This window comes from Azospirillum sp. BE72 (genome assembly GCF_031455875.1).
Classification (GTDB): domain Bacteria; phylum Pseudomonadota; class Alphaproteobacteria; order Azospirillales; family Azospirillaceae; genus Azospirillum.
The window spans coordinates 1,030,773-1,048,155 of the sequence record NZ_JAVDTO010000002.1 but is presented as its reverse complement, the minus strand read 5'-3'; the positions used below and the strand labels follow the sequence as shown (position 1 = coordinate 1,048,155).

Sequence of the window (17,383 nt, the reverse complement as noted above, 5' to 3'; positions counted from 1 at the left end):
TGCCCTTAACCGACAACGCGGCGATGCCAGCGGGAGACGGTCATGAATGAGTTGATGAACATTTTCGGCCAGGTCCAGGGGCCGCAGAGCTTCGATCAGATCCGCATCCAGATCGCGAGCCCCGAGCGGATCCGGTCCTGGTCCTACGGCGAGATCAAGAAGCCGGAAACCATCAACTATCGCACCTTCAAGCCGGAGCGCGACGGCCTGTTCTGCGCCCGCATCTTCGGCCCGATCAAGGATTACGAGTGCTTGTGCGGCAAGTACAAGCGCATGAAGTATCGCGGCATCATCTGCGAGAAGTGCGGCGTCGAGGTCACGCTGTCGAAGGTCCGGCGCGAGCGCATGGGCCATATCGAACTGGCGTCCCCCGTCGCGCACATCTGGTTCCTGAAGTCGCTGCCGAGCCGCATCGGCCTGCTGCTCGACATGACGCTCAAGGATCTGGAGCGCATCCTCTATTTCGAGAACTACGTCGTCATCGAGCCGGGCCTCACCCCGCTGAAGCTGCATTCGCTGCTGAACGAGGAAGAGTTCCTGAACGCCCAGGACGAGTATGGCGAGGACGCCTTCACCGCCTCGATCGGTGCCGAAGCGCTGCGCATCATGCTGTCCGCGCTCGACCTCGACGAGGAGAAGAAGCGCTGCCGTGAGGATCTGCGCGACACCAACTCCGAAGCCAAGCGTAAGAAGCTGGTCAAGCGCCTGAAGCTGATCGACGCCTTCCTGGCCTCGCAGTCGCGGCCCGAGTGGATGATCCTGGAAGTCATTCCGGTGATCCCGCCCGAACTGCGTCCGCTGGTCCCGCTGGACGGCGGTCGCTTCGCCACGTCCGATCTGAACGACCTGTACCGCCGCGTCATCAACCGCAACAACCGTCTGAAGCGGCTGATCGAGCTGAAGGCGCCGGACATCATCGTCCGCAACGAGAAGCGGATGCTGCAGGAGGCCGTCGACGCTCTGTTCGACAACGGCCGCCGTGGCCGCGTCATCACCGGCGCCAACAAGCGTCCGCTGAAGTCGCTGTCCGACATGCTGAAGGGCAAGCAGGGCCGCTTCCGTCAGAACCTGCTCGGCAAGCGCGTCGACTACTCGGGCCGTTCGGTCATCGTGGTCGGTCCCGAGCTGAAGCTGCACCAGTGCGGCCTGCCCAAGAAGATGGCGCTGGAGCTGTTCAAGCCCTTCATCTACGCCAAGCTGGAGCTGTACGGTCTCGCCTCCACCATCAAGGCCGCCAAGCGGATGGTGGAGAAGGAGCGTCCCGAGGTGTGGGACATCCTGGAAGAAGTCATCCGCGAGCATCCGGTGATGCTGAACCGTGCGCCGACGCTGCACCGTCTCGGCATCCAGGCGTTCGAGCCGACGCTGATCGAAGGCAAGGCGATCCAACTGCACCCGCTGGTCTGCACCGCCTTCAACGCCGACTTCGACGGCGACCAGATGGCCGTACACGTTCCGCTGAGCCTCGAAGCCCAGCTGGAAGCGCGCGTCCTGATGATGTCGACCAACAACATCCTGTCGCCCGCCAACGGCAAGCCGATCATCGTGCCCAGCCAAGACATCGTGCTGGGCATCTACTACATCTCGATGGACCGCCCGAGCGAGAAGGGCGAGGGCATGGTGTTCGCCACCGTCTCGGAGATCGAGCAGGCGCTGAACGCCAAGGTCCTGTCGATCCATGCGAAGATCAAGGCGCGCTACGTCGGTGTGGACGACGAAGGCAACGAGCTGATCAGCATCGTCGAGACGACTCCGGGCCGCATGCTGCTGTCGGAGCTGCTGCCGCGTCACCCGAAGGTGCCCTTCTCGCTGATCAACCGCGTCCTGACCAAGAAGGACGTCGGCAACGTCATCGACGCCGTTTATCGCCACTGCGGCCAGAAGGAGACGGTGATCTTCGCCGATCGCCTGATGAAGCTCGGCTTCGGCCACGCCTGCCGCGCGGGCATCTCCTTCGGCAAGGACGACATGGTCATCCCCGTCGCCAAGGAGAAGCTGGTCAACGAGTCGAAGGAGCGGGTGAAGGAGTTCGAGCAGCAGTATCTCGACGGCCTGATCACCCAGGGCGAGAAGTACAACAAGGTCGTTGACGTCTGGTCGGAGTGCACCGAAAAGGTGGCTTCCGAGATGATGAAGGCGATCTCGACCACCGAAGCCGGCAAGCCGGTCAACTCGGTGTACATGATGGCCCACTCCGGCGCGCGCGGTTCCGCCGCGCAGATTCGCCAGCTGGCCGGCATGCGCGGCCTGATGGCCAAGCCGTCGGGCGAGATCATCGAGACGCCGATCATCTCGAACTTCAAGGAAGGCCTGACCGTGCTGGAGTACTTCAACTCCACCCACGGCGCCCGCAAGGGTCTGGCCGACACCGCCTTGAAGACGGCGAACTCCGGTTACCTGACCCGCCGCCTGGTCGACGTGGCGCAGGACGCCATCATCGTCGAGCATGATTGCGGCACCGAGCGTGGCATCACCGTCAAGGCGGTGATCGACGGCGGTGAAGTGATCAGCCCGCTGGGCGACCGCATCCTCGGCCGCACGGTGGTCGGCGACGTGATCGATCCGCTGAACGGTGAGCTGCTTGTCGAAGACGGCGGCCTGATCGACGAGCCGACGGTCGACCGCATCGAGCGGTCGGGCATCGACTCGGTCAAGATCCGCTCGGTCCTGACCTGCGAGACCCGCGACGGCGTCTGCGCCAAGTGCTACGGCCGTGATCTGGCTCGCGGCACGCTGGTCAACACCGGTGAGGCGGTCGGCGTCATCGCGGCGCAGTCGATCGGCGAGCCGGGCACCCAGCTGACGATGCGCACCTTCCACATCGGTGGTGCGGCGCAGCGCGGTGCCGAGCAGAGCCAGATCGAGGCGGCGTTCGACGGCGTGGTGCGGATCAACAACCGCAACATCGTCATGAACTCGTCGGGCATCCCGGTCGTCATGGGCCGCAGCACGGAAGTGATCCTGCTCGACGATCAGGGCCGCGAACGGGCGCGCCACCGCGTGCCGTACGGTGCCAAGCTGCTGGCGGACGAGGGTGTCAAGGTCGAACGCGGCGCCAAGCTGGCCGAGTGGGACCCCTACACCCTGCCGATCATCACGGAGCGTGCCGGTACCGCCCGCTACATCGACCTCGTGGAAGGCATCTCCATGCGCGAGGTGATGGACGAGGCGACGGGCATCAGCTCCAAGGTGGTGGTCGACTGGCGCCAGCAGCCGCGCGGTGCCGATCTGAAGCCGCGCATCGCGCTGGTGGACGAGCGGGGTGACCTGATCACCCTGCCGAACGGCCTGGAAGCCCGCTACTTCATGTCGGTGGACGCCATCCTGTCGGTGGAGAACGGTGCCGAGGTCCGGGCCGGCGACGTGCTGGCGCGTATCCCGCGCGAGTCGTCCAAGACCCGCGACATCACCGGCGGTCTGCCGCGCGTGGCCGAGCTGTTCGAGGCGCGTCGTCCGAAGGACTTCGCCATCATCTCGGAGATGAGCGGCCGCGTCGAATTCGGTAAGGACTACAAGACCAAGCGCCGCATCGTCGTCCGCAACGACGAGACCGGTGACGAGAAGGAGTACCTGATCCCGAAGGGCAAGCACATCTCCGTGCAGGAAGGCGATTACGTCGAGCGCGGCGATCTGCTGATGGACGGCAACCCGGTGCCGCACGACATCCTGGCAGTGATGGGTGTGGAGGCCTTGGCCGACTACCTGATCAACGAGATCCAGGACGTCTATCGACTGCAGGGCGTGAAGATCAACGACAAGCACATCGAGGTGATCGTTCGCCAGATGCTGCAGAAGGTCGAGATCACCGACGCCGGCGAGACCACCTTCCTGGTGGGCGAGCAGGTCGACCGTCAGGAGTTCGACGAGGAGAACGAGAAGACGGTCGCCGAGGGGCTGCAGCCGGCCCACGGACACCCGGTTCTCCAGGGCATCACCAAGGCCAGCCTGCAGACGCGGTCCTTCATCTCGGCCGCGTCGTTCCAGGAAACCACCCGCGTCCTCACGGAAGCGGCCGTCGGCGGCAAGGTCGACAACCTGGAAGGCTTGAAGGAGAACGTCATCGTCGGCCGTCTGATCCCGGCCGGCACGGGCTCCGTGGTGAACCGCCTGAAGCTGATCGCCGCCGAGCGTGACCGCGAAGCGGCCCTGGAAGCCGGCGCTCCGGAGGAAACTCCGGCCCTGCCGACCCCGGGTGAGGAAAGCTCCGCGGCCTGATCCATCGGTTGGTTTGAGTAGGGGAGGGGGCGCGTTCCGTAAGGGACGCGCCCTTTTTCTTTGGGCACCACCCCCACCAGAAGGTGCATCCCGAGGGTGAAAGACCGTCCTTGACTCTGTCCATGCCATTCCCTAAAGTCCGCGAACTTCAAAGGGCGCCGGGGCTCTCCGTGCGTCCGCTTGAATCCACCGATCCCGCCGATCGGAGTCCTCCGGTCGGCTTTCGCTCATTCAGCCCGCTCGGAACGGCAACGTTTCGCAGGCGGGCTTTTGCTTCGTCCGGCTCGTCCGGCCGAGTGATCTTGAAGGGATGAAGGGCAGATATGCCGACGATCAACCAGTTGATCCGTAAGCCGCGCGAGCCGTTGGCCGCGCGCAACAAGGTTCCCGCGATGGAGGCCTGCCCGCAGAAGCGTGGCGTCTGCACTCGCGTTTACACCACCACCCCGAAGAAGCCGAACTCGGCGCTCCGTAAGGTTGCCCGCGTTCGTCTGACGAACGGCTTCGAGGTGACGAGCTACATCCCTGGTGAGGGTCACAACCTCCAGGAACACTCGGTGGTCATGATCCGCGGCGGTCGTGTGAAGGATCTTCCCGGCGTTCGCTACCACATCATTCGCGGCACGCTGGATACCCAGGGCGTCAAGGATCGTAAGCAGCGCCGTTCGAAGTACGGCGCGAAGCGTCCGAAGTAAGGAGAACTCACGATGTCCCGTCGTCATCGCGCCGAGAAGCGTGAAGTCCTGCCGGACGCCAAGTATGGCGACCGCGTTCTGACCAAGTTCATGAACTGCCTGATGTTTGACGGCAAGAAGTCGTCGGCTGAAAGCATCGTCTACGGCGCGCTCGGCCGCATCGAGGTCAAGACCAAGAACGATCCCGTTCAGGTCTTCCACGACGCCCTCGCCAACGTGAAGCCGCACCTGGAAGTCCGCAGCCGCCGCGTCGGTGGTGCGACCTATCAGGTTCCGGTCGAGGTCCGTTCGGACCGCGCCCAGGCCTTGGCCATTCGTTGGTTGATCAGCGCCGCCCGCGCCCGCTCGGAAAACACCATGACCGAGCGTCTGTCGGGTGAGTTGCTCGATGCAGCCAGCCAGCGCGGCACCGCCGTGAAGAAGCGCGAAGATACGCACCGCATGGCGGAAGCCAACAAGGCGTTCTCGCACTACCGCTGGTAAGGTTCACGCCTGTCCTGGTGATTTTGCATGCCCCGTTCGCACGCCCTCGACCGTTACCGCAACATCGGCATCATGGCTCACATCGATGCCGGCAAGACGACGACGACCGAGCGCATCCTGTTCTACACCGGCAAGTCCTATCGCATGGGTGAAGTCAATGACGGCACCGCCGTCATGGACTGGATGGAGCAGGAGCAGGAGCGGGGCATCACCATCACTTCGGCGGCCACGACCTGTGTCTGGCGCGACCACCGCATCAACATCATCGATACGCCCGGCCACGTGGATTTCACCATCGAGGTCGAGCGGTCGTTGCGTGTCCTGGATGGCGCCGTCGCCATCTTTGATGCGGTTGCGGGGGTCGAGCCCCAGACGGAAACCGTGTGGCGGCAGGCCGACAAATACGGCGTGCCGCGCATGGCCTTCGTCAACAAGATGGACCGCGTAGGGGCCGATTTCCCCAACTGCGTCGCCATGATGGCAGACCGGCTGGGTGTCAAGCCGCTGGTCCTGCAGCTTCCCATCGGTCTGGAAGCGAGCTTTTCCGGCATCGTCGATCTGGTTGCCATGCGCGCCACGATCTGGAAGGCCGAGACGCTCGGCGCCGAATTCGAACACACGAACATTCCCGAGGATCTGGCAGAAGCGGCAGCAAGCGCCCGTCAGGCGCTGCTGGAGGCTGTGCTCGACCTCGACGAGGCGGCGATGGCCGCCTATCTGGAGCGCGGCGAGGAGCCTGCGCCCGACGCCCTGCGCGCGCTGATCCGCAAGGGCACGATTGCCGGCGCCCTGGTGCCGGTGCTCTGCGGTTCAGCCTTCCGCAACAAGGGCATCCAGCCGATGCTCGACGCGGTGGTCGATTACCTGCCCGCCCCGAACGACATCGGTGCGGTCAAGGGCCAAACCGTCAGCGGCGAGCGCGACGAAGAGCGTCCGGCCAACGACAGTGCTCCCTTCTCCGGCCTGGCCTTCAAGGTGATGAACGACCCTTATGTCGGGACGCTCACCTTCTGCCGCATCTATTCCGGCACAGCCACCGTCGGCGATTGGATGCTCAACCCGGTCAAGGGCGAACGCGAGAAGATCGGCCGCATGCTGCTGATGCACGCCAATAGCCGCGAGGACATCGAGCGCGCCCATACCGGCGACATCGTAGCCTTCGCCGGATTGGAATACACGGCGACCGGCGACACGCTGTGCGATCCTGCCAAGCCGATCGTGCTGGAACGCTTGGACGTCCCCGAACCGGTGATCGAAATCGTGGTCGAGCCGCGGACCGAGGCTGACCAGGAGAAGATGGCGGCCGCGCTGAACAGGCTGGGCCATGAAGACCCGTCGATGCGCGTATCCCTCGACCGCGAGAGCGGGCAGACCGTCATCCGCGGCATGGGCGAACTGCACCTCGACATCGTCGTTGACCGGATGAAGCGCGAATTCCGCGTCGACGCGTCCGTCGGCGCGCCGAAGGTGGCCTACCGTGAGACGGTGCTGCGTACGGCTGAGGTTGACCACACCCACGCCCGTCAGACCGGAGACCGTGCGCAGTTCGCGCGGGTGACGCTGAAGGTGGAGGCGCTGGGCCGCGGCGCAGGCTTCGTGTTCGAGAACCGTGCGGCAGACTTGCCGCGGGATTTCGTCGCCGGTGTGCAGCGCGGGCTGGAAGCGACCAAGGACAGTGGCGTGGTCGCCGGGTATCCGGTCGTCGACGTCAAGGTGACCCTTGTCGGCGGTGAAGCCCACGATGTGGATTCCTCCCCGCTGGCCTTCGAGTTGGCGGCGCGGACCGCCTTCCGCGAGGCGATGACAAAAGCCGCTCCGGCGCTGTTGGAGCCGCTGATGCGGGTCGAAATCATCACGCCGGACGACTATATGGGCGACGTCATCGGTGACCTGAACGGTCGCCGCGGACAAATCACCGGCATGGACCAGCGCGGCAACGCGCGAATCGTCACGGGACTGGTTCCCTTGGCGGCCATGTTCGGCTATGTGAATTCCCTGCGCTCCATGAGTCAGGGCCGCGCGCAGTACAGCATGCAGTTCGACCATTATGAGCCGGTGCCACAGGCCATCGCGGACGGCGTCCGCGCCAAGGTGGCCTGAAGACCGCTGGAACGATTGAGAAACGGAGAGACCAACCCATGGCCAAGGCAAAGTTCGAGCGGAACAAGCCGCACTGCAACGTTGGCACGATCGGCCACGTCGACCACGGCAAGACGTCGCTGACGGCGGCGATCACGAAGGTGCTGGCGGAGTCCGGCGGCGCCACCTTCACCGCTTACGACCAGATCGACAAGGCGCCGGAAGAGAAGGCGCGCGGCATCACGATCTCGACCGCCCACGTCGAGTACGAGACGACCAACCGCCACTACGCGCACGTCGACTGCCCGGGCCACGCCGACTATGTGAAGAACATGATCACGGGCGCCGCCCAGATGGACGGCGCGATCCTTGTCGTGTCGGCCGCCGACGGCCCGATGCCGCAGACCCGCGAGCACATCCTGCTGGCGCGCCAGGTCGGCGTTCCGGCGCTGGTCGTGTTCATGAACAAGGTCGACATGGTCGACGATCCGGAGCTGCTGGAGCTGGTCGAGCTGGAAGTTCGCGAGCTGCTGTCCTCCTACCAGTTCCCGGGCGACGACATTCCGATCACCAAGGGCTCGGCGCTGTGCGCGCTGGAGGACCGTCAGCCGGAGATCGGCCGCGACGCCGTTCTGGCGCTGATGAAGACGGTCGACGAGTACATCCCGCAGCCGGAGCGTCCGAAGGACCGTCCGTTCCTGATGCCGATCGAAGACGTGTTCTCGATCTCGGGCCGCGGCACCGTGGTGACTGGCCGCGTCGAGCGCGGCATCGTGAAGGTTGGTGACGAAGTCGAGATCGTCGGCCTGAAGGCGACGGTGAAGACGACGGTGACCGGCGTCGAAATGTTCCGCAAGCTGCTCGACTCGGGCGAGGCCGGCGACAACATCGGCGCGCTGCTGCGCGGCACCAAGCGCGAGGACGTCGAGCGCGGCCAGGTTCTGGCCAAGCCGGGTTCGATCACCCCGCACACCAAGTTCAAGGCCGAAGCCTACATCCTGACGAAGGAAGAGGGCGGCCGTCACACCCCGTTCTTCACCAACTACCGTCCGCAGTTCTACTTCCGTACGACGGACGTGACGGGCATGGTCTCGCTGCCGGAAGGCGTGGAGATGGTGATGCCGGGTGACAACGTCGCGATGGAAGTGGCTCTGATCGCCCCGATCGCCATGGACGAAGGCCTGCGCTTCGCCATCCGCGAAGGCGGCCGCACCGTCGGCGCCGGCGTCGTTGCCAAGATCGTCGAGTGATGACCCATCCGGCATCCGCCGCAAGGTGGTCGCCGGAGAGGGAAGGGTAGGGCAGCGGGAGCGGTCCCGCCGCCGGTTGTAAGAGACGGGTCGTTTTCCCCGCGTAAGCAGGAAGGGCGACCCGCCCGGTTCTAGCCATCGGGCGTCGGTGTTCGGAGCCGTCCGCCTGTCGATCCAGCTTCCTCCGATCCGGGGGCGATTCAGGATTGACACGCGGGCGCCGAACGCCTAGAGATTACGCCCTCTGGATTTTGGGTTGGTGGTAGGCAGCTTCGGCCTAGACGCAGCCCGAGACGAACGGCACGGCGCGCCTCCACGGGGGCGCGCCGACTGCTGAACGGAACATCCCCTTCGCGCATAGGCCGCAGGGGATGTTCTTTTTCGTATCGGCCCGTTGCATCGGTCACAGTGTCGCCCGTCGGCCCCGCTTGGGAGGTTCGGCGCGCGGCCTTGCGCTGTCGGCGAAGCCCCAAAGCAGCTCGTGGAGTTCCGGTGACGCGTCCGCGTCATCGCTAGAAGGTGCAAGGGACGTTTGGACATGGACAGCCAGAACATCCGCATCCGTCTTAAGGCGTTCGATCATCGCGTGCTCGACCAGTCGACCAGCGAGATCGTCAACACCGCCAAGCGGACCGGCGCGCGCGTGCGGGGCCCGATCCCCCTGCCGACGCACATCGAAAAGTTCACCGTGAACCGCTCGCCGCACATCGACAAGAAGTCGCGTGAGCAGTTCGAGATCCGTACCCACAAGCGCCTGCTCGACATCGTCGATCCGACGCCGCAGACCGTGGATGCGCTGATGAAGCTCGACCTCGCCGCCGGCGTCGATGTCGAGATCAAGCTCTGATTTTGGTTGGTAAGGGACCTCTCCATTCACGGACGTCCCTGGTCAGGAGATAAAGAACAATGCGATCCGGTTTGATCGCGCAGAAGGTCGGCATGACCCGCGTCTTCACCGACGACGGTCAACATGTTCCGGTCACTGTGCTGAAAGTCGACAGCTGCCAGGTCGTCGCCGTTCGCACCGAGGAAAAGGATGGCTACACCGCCGTCCAGCTCGGCGCGGGCGCCATCAAGGTCAAGAACGTCAACAAGCCTGAGCGTGGGCATTTCGCCAAGGCGCGTGTGGAACCGAAGCGCAAGCTGGTCGAGTTCCGCGTCGATGCCGATGCCCTTATCGAAGTCGGCGCCGAGCTGTCGGTCGCCCATTTCGTCGCCGGCCAGTACGTCGACGTCACCGGCACCTCCATCGGCAAGGGCTTTGCCGGTGCGATGAAGCGCTGGAACTTCGGTGGTCTGCGCGCCACGCACGGCGTGTCGGTGTCTCACCGTTCGCACGGTTCGACGGGTAACCGTCAGGACCCCGGCAAGGTCTTCAAGAACAAGAAGATGGCCGGTCATCTCGGTGACGAGCGGGTTACGGTCCTGAACCTTCAGGTCGTCGCCGTCGACGAAGCTCGTGGTCTGATCATGCTCAAGGGTGCCGTCCCCGGCGCCGAGGGCGGTTGGCTGCGCATCCGTGACGCCGTCAAGAAGAAGGCTCCGGAAGGCCTGCCCTTCCCGGCCGGCATCAAGTCTGCTCCGGCGGCGGAAGCCCCGGCCGAGACGCAGGAGTGAGCGCCATGAAGGCCACGATCAAGAACCTGAACAACGAAGCCGTCGGCGAGATCGAGCTGTCGGACGCCGTGTTCGGCCTGCCGACCCGCACCGACCTGCTGGCCCGCATGGTGAACTGGCAGCTGGCCAAGCGCCGCTCCGGCAACCACAAGACCAAGGGCATCAGCGAGATCAGCGGCACGACCAAGAAGCCCTATTCGCAGAAGGGCACCGGTCGCGCTCGCCAAGGCTCCATCCGTTCGCCGCAGTTCCGCGGCGGTGCGACCATCTTCGGGCCGGTGGTGCGTTCGCACGCCCACGACCTGACGAAGAAGGTCCGGAAGCTGGCGCTCAAGACTGCCCTCTCGGCCAAGGCCGCCGAGGGCAAGCTGATCGTTCTCGAGGCTGCCGCTGCCGAGACGCACAAGACCAAGGAGCTGGCCGCCCGTCTGGCCACCCTCGGCCTGACGTCCGCGCTGATCATCGATGGTTCGAACCTGGACGAGAACTTCGCCAAGGCTTCGCGCAACATCCCGCTGATCGACGTGCTGCCGGAGCAGGGCGCCAACGTCTACGACATTCTCCGCCGCGACACGCTGGTCCTGACCCGCAACGCGGTCGAGCAACTGGAGGCTCGCCTGAAATGAGCAAGCAGTCGAAACCTGCGGTGAGCCAGGAGCGGATGTACGACCTGATCCTCGCTCCCGTCATCACCGAGAAGTCGACGTTGGTGTCGGAGCACAACCAGGTCACGTTCCGCGTGCCGCTCACGGCCTCCAAGCCGGAGATCAAGGCCGCCGTTGAAGGTCTCTTCAACGTCAAGGTGACCGCGGTCAACACCCTGGTTTCCAAGGGCAAGACCAAGCGGTTCCGCGGCACCATCGGCCGTCGCTCGGACTTCAAGAAGGCCGTCGTCACCCTCGCCGAGGGTAACAAGATCGACGTGACCACGGGCATCTGAGCGGGAGTGTGATCCGATGGCTCTGAAGCAATACCGCCCGATTACGCCGTCGCTCCGCCAGCTGGTCATCGTTGACCGCTCGGAGCTGTGGAAGGGCAAGCCGGTCAAGACCCTCACCGAGGGCCTGACCAAGTCTGGTGGCCGCAACAACACCGGCCGCATCACTGCGCGCCGGATGGGTGGCGGTCATAAGCGCACCTATCGTCTGGTGGACTTCAAGCGTCGCAAGTTCGACGTTCCGGCCACCGTCGAGCGGCTCGAATATGATCCGAACCGCACGGCCTTCATCGCGCTGATCAAGTACCAGGATGGGACGCTGTCCTACATCCTGGCGCCGCAGCGCCTGAAGGTCGGCGACACGGTGATCTCGGGCGAGCGCGTCGACGTGAAGCCCGGCAACGCCATGCCGCTGAAGAACATCCCCGTCGGTTCGATCGTGCACAACGTCGAGCTGAAGGCCGGCAAGGGTGGTCAGGTGGCTCGTTCCGCCGGCACCTACCTGCAGCTGGTCGGCCGCGACGGCGGCTACGCCCAGCTGAAGCTGCCGTCCGGCGAGCTGCGCATGGTTCGTGGCGAGTGCATGGCCACCCTCGGTGCCGTGTCCAACCCGGACCAGATGAACACCAACCTGGGCAAGGCCGGCCGCAACCGCTGGCTGGGCAAGCGTCCGTCGGTCCGTGGCGTCGCCATGAACCCGATCGACCACCCGCACGGTGGTGGTGAGGGTCGTACCTCGGGCGGCCGTCATCCGGTCACGCCGTGGGGCAAGCCGACCAAGGGCAAGAAGACTCGTCACAACAAGAAGACGGATGGCCTGATCCTGCGCCGCCGTCATTCGAAGTAAGGAGGTCGAACGATGGCACGCTCCGTTTGGAAGGGCCCGTTCGTCGACGGCTATCTGCTGAAGAAGGCGGACAAGAGCCGGGCTTCGGGCCGCAACGAGATCATCAAGATCTGGTCGCGTCGTTCGACCATCCTGCCGCAGTTCGTCGGTCTGACGTTCGGCGTCTACAACGGCCACAAGTTCCTGCCGGTTCTGGTTACCGAGCACATGATCGGTCACAAGTTCGGCGAGTTCGCTCCGACGCGGACCTTCTATGGCCACGCGGCGGACAAGAAGGCGAAGAGGAAGTAAGCCATGGGCAAGTCTGCCAATCCCAGCCGGATCGCGGAGAACGAGGCTCTGGCCCGCAATCCGATGATCCGCACCAGCCCGCGGAAGCTCAACCTCGTCGCCCAGCTGATCCGGAACATGGATGCCAGCCGCGCCGTGGCCGAGCTGACCTTCTCCAAGCGCCGCATCGCCGGCGAGGTGAAGAAGGTTCTGCAGGCCGCAATCGCGAACGCCGAGAACAACCACCAGCTCGACGTCGACCGTCTGTACGTGTCGTCGGCGACGGTCGGTCGCGCTCTGGTGATGAAGCGCTTCCACGCCCGTGCCCGCGGTCGCGGCGCCCGGGTCGAGAAGCTGTTCAGCAACCTGACGATCATCGTTCGCGAGCGTGACGCCGCCGTTGCCGAGGGGGCCGAGTAATGGGTCAGAAAATCAATCCGATCGGGCTGCGCCTCGGCATCAACCGGACCTGGGACAGCCGTTGGTTCGCCAAGCGCGACTACGCCAACCTGCTGCACCAGGACCTGAAGCTGCGTGGCTATCTGCAGGGTCGCCTGCAGCAGGCCGGTTGCTCGCGCGTCGTCATCGAACGTCCGGCCAAGAAGGCCCGCATCACCATCCACTCGGCCCGTCCGGGTGTGGTGATCGGCAAGAAGGGCGCGGACATCGAGAAGCTGCGTCAAGAGCTGTCGAAGATGACCGGCAGCGAGGTGAGCCTGAACATCGTCGAGATCCGCAAGCCGGAGATCGACGCTCGCCTCATCGCCGAGAACATCGCCAGCCAGCTGGAGCGCCGCGTGGCATTTCGTCGCGCCATGAAGCGCGCCGTGCAGTCCGCCATGCGTCTGGGCGCCCAGGGCATCCGGATCAACTGCTCCGGCCGTCTCGGCGGTGCGGAAATCGCCCGCATGGAGTGGTACCGCGAGGGCCGCGTTCCGCTGCACACCCTGCGCGCCGACATCGACTACGGTGTGGGCACCGCCAAGACCACCTACGGCACCTGCGGTGTCAAGGTGTGGGTGTTCAAGGGCGAGGTCATGGCTCACGACCCGATGGCGCAGGACAAGCGCATGGGTTCCGAGCCGGTGTCGACCGACGGCGAGCCGCGCCGCGATCGTCACGATCGCCGCGACCGTCGCGAGCGCTCCGAGCGCTCCGAACGCGAGTAAAGGGGCCGAGCGATGCTTTCTCCCAAGCGCACGAAATTCCGTAAGGCCCACAAGGGCCGCATCCACGGCAACGCCAAGGGCGGCACCGCCCTGAATTTCGGCTCCTACGGCCTGAAGGCCCTGGAGCCGGAGCGCATCACCGCCCGCCAGATCGAAGCGGCCCGCCGCGCGATCACCCGTGCGATGAAGCGTCAGGGCCGCGTCTGGATCCGCATTTTCCCGGACCTCCCCGTCTCCACCAAGCCCGCCGAAGTCCGCATGGGTTCCGGTAAGGGTTCGCCGGAGTACTGGGCGGCTCGCGTGAAGCCGGGTCGCATCCTGTTTGAACTGGACGGCGTGCCGGCAGATGTGGCAAAAACCGCCTTCGCTCTGGCGGCCGCGAAGCTGCCGATCAAGGTGAAGCTGGTGACCCGCCTGGGCGGTGTCGAGGAGACCGCGGCATGAAGGCCGTAGACATTCGTACGAAGAGCGCGGATGAGCTGAACGATCAGCTCCTCCAGCTCAAGAAGGAACAGTTCAACCTGCGTTTCCAGAAGGCTTCCGGCCAGCTGGAGAACACTGCGCGGGTGAACACGGTGCGCCGCGACATCGCCCGCATCAAGACCATCCTCGGCGAGCGTGCCCGCTCCGCCGACGCCGGCAAGTAAGGGGGATCATCCATGCCTCGCCGCGTTCTGCAGGGCACGGTGGTCAGCGACAAGTGCGACAAGACCGTTACGGTTCTTGTCGAGCGCCGTGTCATGCACCCCGTGTACAAGAAGTTCATTCGTCAGTCGAAGAAGTACGCCGCCCACGACGAGGGCAACCTGTTCAAGGTCGGCGATACCGTTTCGATCATCGAATGTCGCCCGATCTCGAAGTCCAAGCGTTGGACGGTCGTGACGGAGTCCGCCGCCGACAGCGGCGCCGCGTGATAACGAAAGGTCGTAAACAATGATCCAGATGCAAACCAACCTGGAAGTCGCCGATAACAGCGGGGCGCGCCGGGTGCAGTGCATCAAGGTGCTTGGCGGGTCCAAGCGGAAGGTCGCGACCGTGGGCGACGTCATCGTCGTCTCGGTCAAGGAGGCCATTCCGAAGGGCCGCGTCAAGAAGGGCGACGTGCATCGCGCCGTCATCGTCCGCACCGCGAAGGAACTGCGTCGGGAGGACGGGTCGGCGATCCGTTTCGACCGCAACGCCGCCGTGCTGATCAACAAGCAGGGCGAGCCGATCGGCACCCGTATTTTCGGGCCGGTCACTCGTGAGCTTCGCGGTAAGAAGTTCATGAAGATCATCTCGCTGGCGCCGGAGGTGCTGTAATGGCCGCCAAGATCAAGACCAAGGACAAGGTCGTTGTCCTGACCGGCCGTGACAAGGGCAAGACCGGCGAGGTGTTGAAGGTTTTCCCGAAGGAGAACCGTGCCGTTGTGCAGGGCGTGAACGTGGTGAAGAAGCACCAGCGTGCCAGCGCCCGCTCGCAGGGTGGCATCATCGAGATGGAGGCGCCGATCAACGTCTCCAACCTCGCTCACGTCGACCCCAAGGATGGCAAGCCGACCCGCGTCGGTTTCAAGATCCTTGAGGATGGCCGCAAGGTGCGTGTCGCCAAGCGGTCCGGCGAAGTCATTGACCTGTGAGGGCCCGGGCATGACCGCACGTCTGAAAGAAGTTTACGACTCCAAGATCCGCGCCGCTCTGAAGTCGGAATTCGGCTACAAGAACGACCTGGAAGTTCCGCGGATCGAGAAGATCGTGGTCAACATGGGTGTCGGCGAGGCTGTCGCCGACTCCAAGAAGATCCAGCTCGCCGTGGCCGAGATGGCCGCCATCACCGGTCAGAAGCCGGTGGTGACCAAGTCGCGCAAGTCGATCGCCCAGTTCAAGCTGCGCGAAGGCATGGCGATCGGCTGCAAGGTCACGCTCCGCAGCGACCGCATGTACGAGTTCCTGGATCGCCTGGTGACGATTGCGTTGCCGCGCGTCCGTGACTTCCGCGGTATCCCGGGTGACAGCTTCGATGGCCGTGGCAACTACGCCATGGGCGTCAAGGAGCAGATCATTTTCCCGGAGATCGATTACGACAAGATCGATCAGATCCGCGGCATGGACATCATCATCGTCACTACGGCGAAGACCGACCAGGAAGCCAAGGCTCTCCTGAAGGGCTTCGACATGCCGTTCGTGAGCTGAGGCTGGAGCACGACCATGGCTAAGACCAGTGCCATCGAAAAGAACAAGCGTCGCGCCAAGCTGGCCAAGCAGTACGCGAACAAGCGTGCGCGCCTGAAGGCAATCGCGAACGACAAAACCCTCCCGCCGGAAGAGCAATTCGCTGCCCGCCTCAAGCTGGCCGAACTGCCGCGCAACTCCTCGAAGGTGCGCGTCCGGAACCGCTGCGAAATGACCGGGCGTCCGCGCGCGTTCTATCGCAAGTTCAAGCTGTCCCGCGTCACGCTCCGCGAACTGGCCTCTACCGGCCAGATCCCGGGCATGACGAAGTCGAGCTGGTAAGGAGGGTCCGAGAATGTCTTTGAGCGATCCGCTCGGCGATATGCTGACCCGCATCCGCAACGGTCAGCACGCCCGCATGTCCGTTGTGGTTTCCCCGGCGTCTAAGCTGCGCGTCAACGTCCTGGAAGTTCTGAAGCGTGAAGGCTTCATCCGCGGCTGGTCCGAGGAAGAACTGCGTCCGGGCGTCAAGAACCTGAAGATCGAGCTGAAGTACCACGAAGGCGAGCCTGTCATTAAGCAGATCGCCCGTGTGTCGAAGCCCGGCCGTCGCGTCTACTCGAAGATCGCCGACCTGCCCCGTGTCTACAACGGGCTCGGTCTGTCGATCCTGTCGACCCCGCGCGGTGTGATGTCGGACAATGAGGCCCGCGCCGCCAACGTCGGCGGTGAAGTCCTCTGCCGCGTGTTCTAAGGGGGATTGGCAGATGTCGCGCATTGGCAAGCATCCCGTGCCGGTCCCGGCTGGCGTCGACGTAAAGGTCGACGGTCAGCAGGTGACGGCCAAGGGCAAGCTGGGGCAACTCAGCCTGACCCTGATCGACGACATCACCGCCTCGCTGGAAGACGGCAAGGTGGTGGTGAAGCCGGCAAACGACAGCAAGCGCGCCCGCGTCATGTGGGCGACCTCGCGCACCCTGATCAACAACATGGTCACCGGTGTCAGCCAGGGCTACACGATCAACCTCGAGATCAACGGCGTCGGTTACCGCGCGGCCGTGCAGGGCAAGGAGCTGGTCATGCAGCTCGGCTTCTCGCACGACGTGAAGTACCCGATTCCGGAAGGCATCACGATCAAGTGCGACAAGCCGACGGCCATTTCGGTCAGTGGCTACGACAAGCACAAGGTCGGCCAGGTGGCTGCCGAGATCCGCGGCTGGAAGAAGCCGGAGCCCTACAAGGGCAAGGGCATCAAGTACGAGACCGAAACCGTCCTGCGCAAGGAAGGTAAGAAGAAGTAACCGCCATGCTGAAGCCAAAGCAACTCCACGAGCGCCGCAAGCAGCGCGTGCGCGCGCAGATTGCCAAGAAGGCCGGCGGGCGTGTTCGCCTCTCGGTCTTCCGGTCGAATCTGCACATCTACGCCCAGATCATCGACGACGAAAACGGCAAGACGCTCGCGTCCGCCTCGTCGCTCGAGAAGGAGCTGCGCGAGCAGCTCAAGCACGGCGGCAACGTCGATGCTGCCAAGCGCATCGGCGAGTTGATCGCCGAGCGCGCCAAGGCCGCTGGGATTACCGAGGTCGTCTTCGATCGCGGTGGGTATATTTACCATGGCCGGGTCAAGGCCCTGGCCGACGCCGCCCGCGAGGGCGGGCTGTCGTTCTAAG

The 17,383-nt window shown here is 64.4% G+C and carries 23 protein-coding genes; all 23 read left to right on the top strand.

Annotated elements, in window-relative coordinates:
* Positions 1-42 precede the first annotated feature (42 nt).
* The 23 genes from rpoC (at position 43) to rplR (ending at position 17,382) form a co-directional block, all read left to right on the top strand.
* Positions 43-4,215 (top strand): DNA-directed RNA polymerase subunit beta', encoded by a 4,173-nt coding sequence (gene rpoC, locus J2Y49_RS11045; protein WP_310114897.1) that lies wholly within the window; start codon positions 43-45, stop codon positions 4,213-4,215.
* Between the two features lie 323 nt (positions 4,216-4,538).
* On the top strand, positions 4,539-4,910 hold the full coding sequence (gene rpsL, locus J2Y49_RS11040) for a 30S ribosomal protein S12 (RefSeq protein ID WP_012973201.1): 372 nt from the start codon (positions 4,539-4,541) through the stop codon (positions 4,908-4,910).
* A 12-nt stretch (positions 4,911-4,922) separates the two neighbouring features.
* The gene (rpsG, locus tag J2Y49_RS11035) at positions 4,923-5,393 is read left to right on the top strand and encodes a 30S ribosomal protein S7 (protein ID WP_098740496.1); all 471 of its coding nucleotides are present in this window, start codon (positions 4,923-4,925) and stop codon (positions 5,391-5,393) included.
* A gap of 27 nt (positions 5,394-5,420) precedes the next feature.
* Entirely contained in the window at positions 5,421-7,493 is a 2,073-nt protein-coding gene (fusA, locus tag J2Y49_RS11030) for an elongation factor G (RefSeq protein ID WP_310114896.1), read from the top strand.
* 38 nt (positions 7,494-7,531) lie between these two features.
* Positions 7,532-8,722 (top strand): elongation factor Tu, encoded by a 1,191-nt coding sequence (gene tuf / locus J2Y49_RS11025; protein WP_014246875.1) that lies wholly within the window; start codon positions 7,532-7,534, stop codon positions 8,720-8,722.
* 538 nt (positions 8,723-9,260) lie between these two features.
* Positions 9,261-9,569, top strand: a complete 309-nt coding sequence (gene rpsJ / locus J2Y49_RS11020) for a 30S ribosomal protein S10 (protein WP_012973204.1) — start codon at positions 9,261-9,263, stop codon at positions 9,567-9,569.
* 59 nt (positions 9,570-9,628) lie between these two features.
* Positions 9,629-10,339 (top strand): 50S ribosomal protein L3, encoded by a 711-nt coding sequence (rplC, locus tag J2Y49_RS11015; RefSeq protein ID WP_310114895.1) that lies wholly within the window; start codon positions 9,629-9,631, stop codon positions 10,337-10,339.
* A gap of 5 nt (positions 10,340-10,344) precedes the next feature.
* Positions 10,345-10,965, top strand: a complete 621-nt coding sequence (gene rplD, locus J2Y49_RS11010) for a 50S ribosomal protein L4 (RefSeq protein ID WP_044549482.1) — start codon at positions 10,345-10,347, stop codon at positions 10,963-10,965.
* Positions 10,962-11,279, top strand: a complete 318-nt coding sequence (locus J2Y49_RS11005) for a 50S ribosomal protein L23 (RefSeq protein WP_012973207.1) — start codon at positions 10,962-10,964, stop codon at positions 11,277-11,279. The genes rplD and J2Y49_RS11005 overlap by 4 nt, the downstream gene beginning before the upstream one ends.
* Before the next feature lie 16 nt (positions 11,280-11,295).
* Complete coding sequence (gene rplB, locus J2Y49_RS11000; RefSeq protein ID WP_012973208.1) at positions 11,296-12,123, top strand: 50S ribosomal protein L2; 828 nt, start codon at positions 11,296-11,298, stop codon at positions 12,121-12,123.
* A gap of 12 nt (positions 12,124-12,135) precedes the next feature.
* Positions 12,136-12,414 (top strand): 30S ribosomal protein S19, encoded by a 279-nt coding sequence (gene rpsS / locus J2Y49_RS10995; RefSeq protein WP_012973209.1) that lies wholly within the window; start codon positions 12,136-12,138, stop codon positions 12,412-12,414.
* A gap of 3 nt (positions 12,415-12,417) precedes the next feature.
* Entirely contained in the window at positions 12,418-12,813 is a 396-nt protein-coding gene (rplV, locus tag J2Y49_RS10990) for a 50S ribosomal protein L22 (protein ID WP_014246892.1), read from the top strand.
* Positions 12,813-13,562, top strand: a complete 750-nt coding sequence (rpsC, locus tag J2Y49_RS10985; RefSeq protein WP_014246893.1) for a 30S ribosomal protein S3 — start codon at positions 12,813-12,815, stop codon at positions 13,560-13,562. Before rplV ends, rpsC begins: the two co-directional genes overlap by 1 nt.
* Positions 13,563-13,574: 12 nt before the next feature.
* On the top strand, positions 13,575-14,006 hold the full coding sequence (rplP, locus tag J2Y49_RS10980) for a 50S ribosomal protein L16 (protein WP_012973212.1): 432 nt from the start codon (positions 13,575-13,577) through the stop codon (positions 14,004-14,006).
* Complete coding sequence (gene rpmC / locus J2Y49_RS10975; protein WP_012973213.1) at positions 14,003-14,209, top strand: 50S ribosomal protein L29; 207 nt, start codon at positions 14,003-14,005, stop codon at positions 14,207-14,209. Before rplP ends, rpmC begins: the two co-directional genes overlap by 4 nt.
* 12 nt (positions 14,210-14,221) lie before the next feature.
* Entirely contained in the window at positions 14,222-14,476 is a 255-nt protein-coding gene (gene rpsQ, locus J2Y49_RS10970) for a 30S ribosomal protein S17 (protein WP_014246895.1), read from the top strand.
* A gap of 19 nt (positions 14,477-14,495) precedes the next feature.
* On the top strand, positions 14,496-14,864 hold the full coding sequence (rplN, locus tag J2Y49_RS10965; RefSeq protein WP_012973215.1) for a 50S ribosomal protein L14: 369 nt from the start codon (positions 14,496-14,498) through the stop codon (positions 14,862-14,864).
* Entirely contained in the window at positions 14,864-15,181 is a 318-nt protein-coding gene (rplX, locus tag J2Y49_RS10960) for a 50S ribosomal protein L24 (RefSeq protein ID WP_014246896.1), read from the top strand. The genes rplN and rplX overlap by 1 nt, the downstream gene beginning before the upstream one ends.
* Before the next feature lie 10 nt (positions 15,182-15,191).
* Complete coding sequence (gene rplE, locus J2Y49_RS10955; RefSeq protein WP_310114894.1) at positions 15,192-15,734, top strand: 50S ribosomal protein L5; 543 nt, start codon at positions 15,192-15,194, stop codon at positions 15,732-15,734.
* A gap of 15 nt (positions 15,735-15,749) precedes the next feature.
* Positions 15,750-16,055 (top strand): 30S ribosomal protein S14, encoded by a 306-nt coding sequence (rpsN, locus tag J2Y49_RS10950; RefSeq protein ID WP_149197556.1) that lies wholly within the window; start codon positions 15,750-15,752, stop codon positions 16,053-16,055.
* 13 nt (positions 16,056-16,068) lie between these two features.
* The gene (rpsH, locus tag J2Y49_RS10945; protein WP_042694090.1) at positions 16,069-16,467 is read left to right on the top strand and encodes a 30S ribosomal protein S8; all 399 of its coding nucleotides are present in this window, start codon (positions 16,069-16,071) and stop codon (positions 16,465-16,467) included.
* A 13-nt stretch (positions 16,468-16,480) separates the two neighbouring features.
* Positions 16,481-17,014 carry a 50S ribosomal protein L6 gene (rplF, locus tag J2Y49_RS10940; RefSeq protein ID WP_149225497.1) on the top strand — a complete coding sequence of 178 codons (534 nt, stop codon included), beginning with the start codon at positions 16,481-16,483 and terminating at the stop codon, positions 17,012-17,014.
* Positions 17,015-17,019: 5 nt separating this feature from the next.
* Positions 17,020-17,382, top strand: coding sequence for a 50S ribosomal protein L18 (rplR, locus tag J2Y49_RS10935; protein ID WP_014246901.1), 363 nt, complete (start codon positions 17,020-17,022; stop codon positions 17,380-17,382).
* The last annotated feature ends 1 nt before the right edge of the window (position 17,383 follow it).

Coding starts and splice junctions, on each gene's coding strand:
- J2Y49_RS11005 (WP_012973207.1), top strand. CDS start 10,962: ATGAGCAAGCAGTCGAAACCTGCGGTGAGCCAGGAGCGGATGTACGAC.
- rpsN (WP_149197556.1), top strand. CDS start 15,750: ATGGCTAAGACCAGTGCCATCGAAAAGAACAAGCGTCGCGCCAAGCTG.
- rplX (WP_014246896.1), top strand. CDS start 14,864: ATGGCCGCCAAGATCAAGACCAAGGACAAGGTCGTTGTCCTGACCGGC.
- rplB (WP_012973208.1), top strand. CDS start 11,296: ATGGCTCTGAAGCAATACCGCCCGATTACGCCGTCGCTCCGCCAGCTG.
- rplE (WP_310114894.1), top strand. CDS start 15,192: ATGACCGCACGTCTGAAAGAAGTTTACGACTCCAAGATCCGCGCCGCT.
- rpoC (WP_310114897.1), top strand. CDS start 43: ATGAATGAGTTGATGAACATTTTCGGCCAGGTCCAGGGGCCGCAGAGC.
- rplC (WP_310114895.1), top strand. CDS start 9,629: ATGCGATCCGGTTTGATCGCGCAGAAGGTCGGCATGACCCGCGTCTTC.
- rpsS (WP_012973209.1), top strand. CDS start 12,136: ATGGCACGCTCCGTTTGGAAGGGCCCGTTCGTCGACGGCTATCTGCTG.
- rplN (WP_012973215.1), top strand. CDS start 14,496: ATGATCCAGATGCAAACCAACCTGGAAGTCGCCGATAACAGCGGGGCG.
- fusA (WP_310114896.1), top strand. CDS start 5,421: ATGCCCCGTTCGCACGCCCTCGACCGTTACCGCAACATCGGCATCATG.
- rplP (WP_012973212.1), top strand. CDS start 13,575: ATGCTTTCTCCCAAGCGCACGAAATTCCGTAAGGCCCACAAGGGCCGC.
- rpsC (WP_014246893.1), top strand. CDS start 12,813: ATGGGTCAGAAAATCAATCCGATCGGGCTGCGCCTCGGCATCAACCGG.
- rpsL (WP_012973201.1), top strand. CDS start 4,539: ATGCCGACGATCAACCAGTTGATCCGTAAGCCGCGCGAGCCGTTGGCC.
- rplF (WP_149225497.1), top strand. CDS start 16,481: ATGTCGCGCATTGGCAAGCATCCCGTGCCGGTCCCGGCTGGCGTCGAC.
- rplR (WP_014246901.1), top strand. CDS start 17,020: ATGCTGAAGCCAAAGCAACTCCACGAGCGCCGCAAGCAGCGCGTGCGC.
- rpsG (WP_098740496.1), top strand. CDS start 4,923: ATGTCCCGTCGTCATCGCGCCGAGAAGCGTGAAGTCCTGCCGGACGCC.
- rpsH (WP_042694090.1), top strand. CDS start 16,069: ATGTCTTTGAGCGATCCGCTCGGCGATATGCTGACCCGCATCCGCAAC.
- rpsQ (WP_014246895.1), top strand. CDS start 14,222: ATGCCTCGCCGCGTTCTGCAGGGCACGGTGGTCAGCGACAAGTGCGAC.
- tuf (WP_014246875.1), top strand. CDS start 7,532: ATGGCCAAGGCAAAGTTCGAGCGGAACAAGCCGCACTGCAACGTTGGC.
- rpmC (WP_012973213.1), top strand. CDS start 14,003: ATGAAGGCCGTAGACATTCGTACGAAGAGCGCGGATGAGCTGAACGAT.
- rplV (WP_014246892.1), top strand. CDS start 12,418: ATGGGCAAGTCTGCCAATCCCAGCCGGATCGCGGAGAACGAGGCTCTG.
- rplD (WP_044549482.1), top strand. CDS start 10,345: ATGAAGGCCACGATCAAGAACCTGAACAACGAAGCCGTCGGCGAGATC.
- rpsJ (WP_012973204.1), top strand. CDS start 9,261: ATGGACAGCCAGAACATCCGCATCCGTCTTAAGGCGTTCGATCATCGC.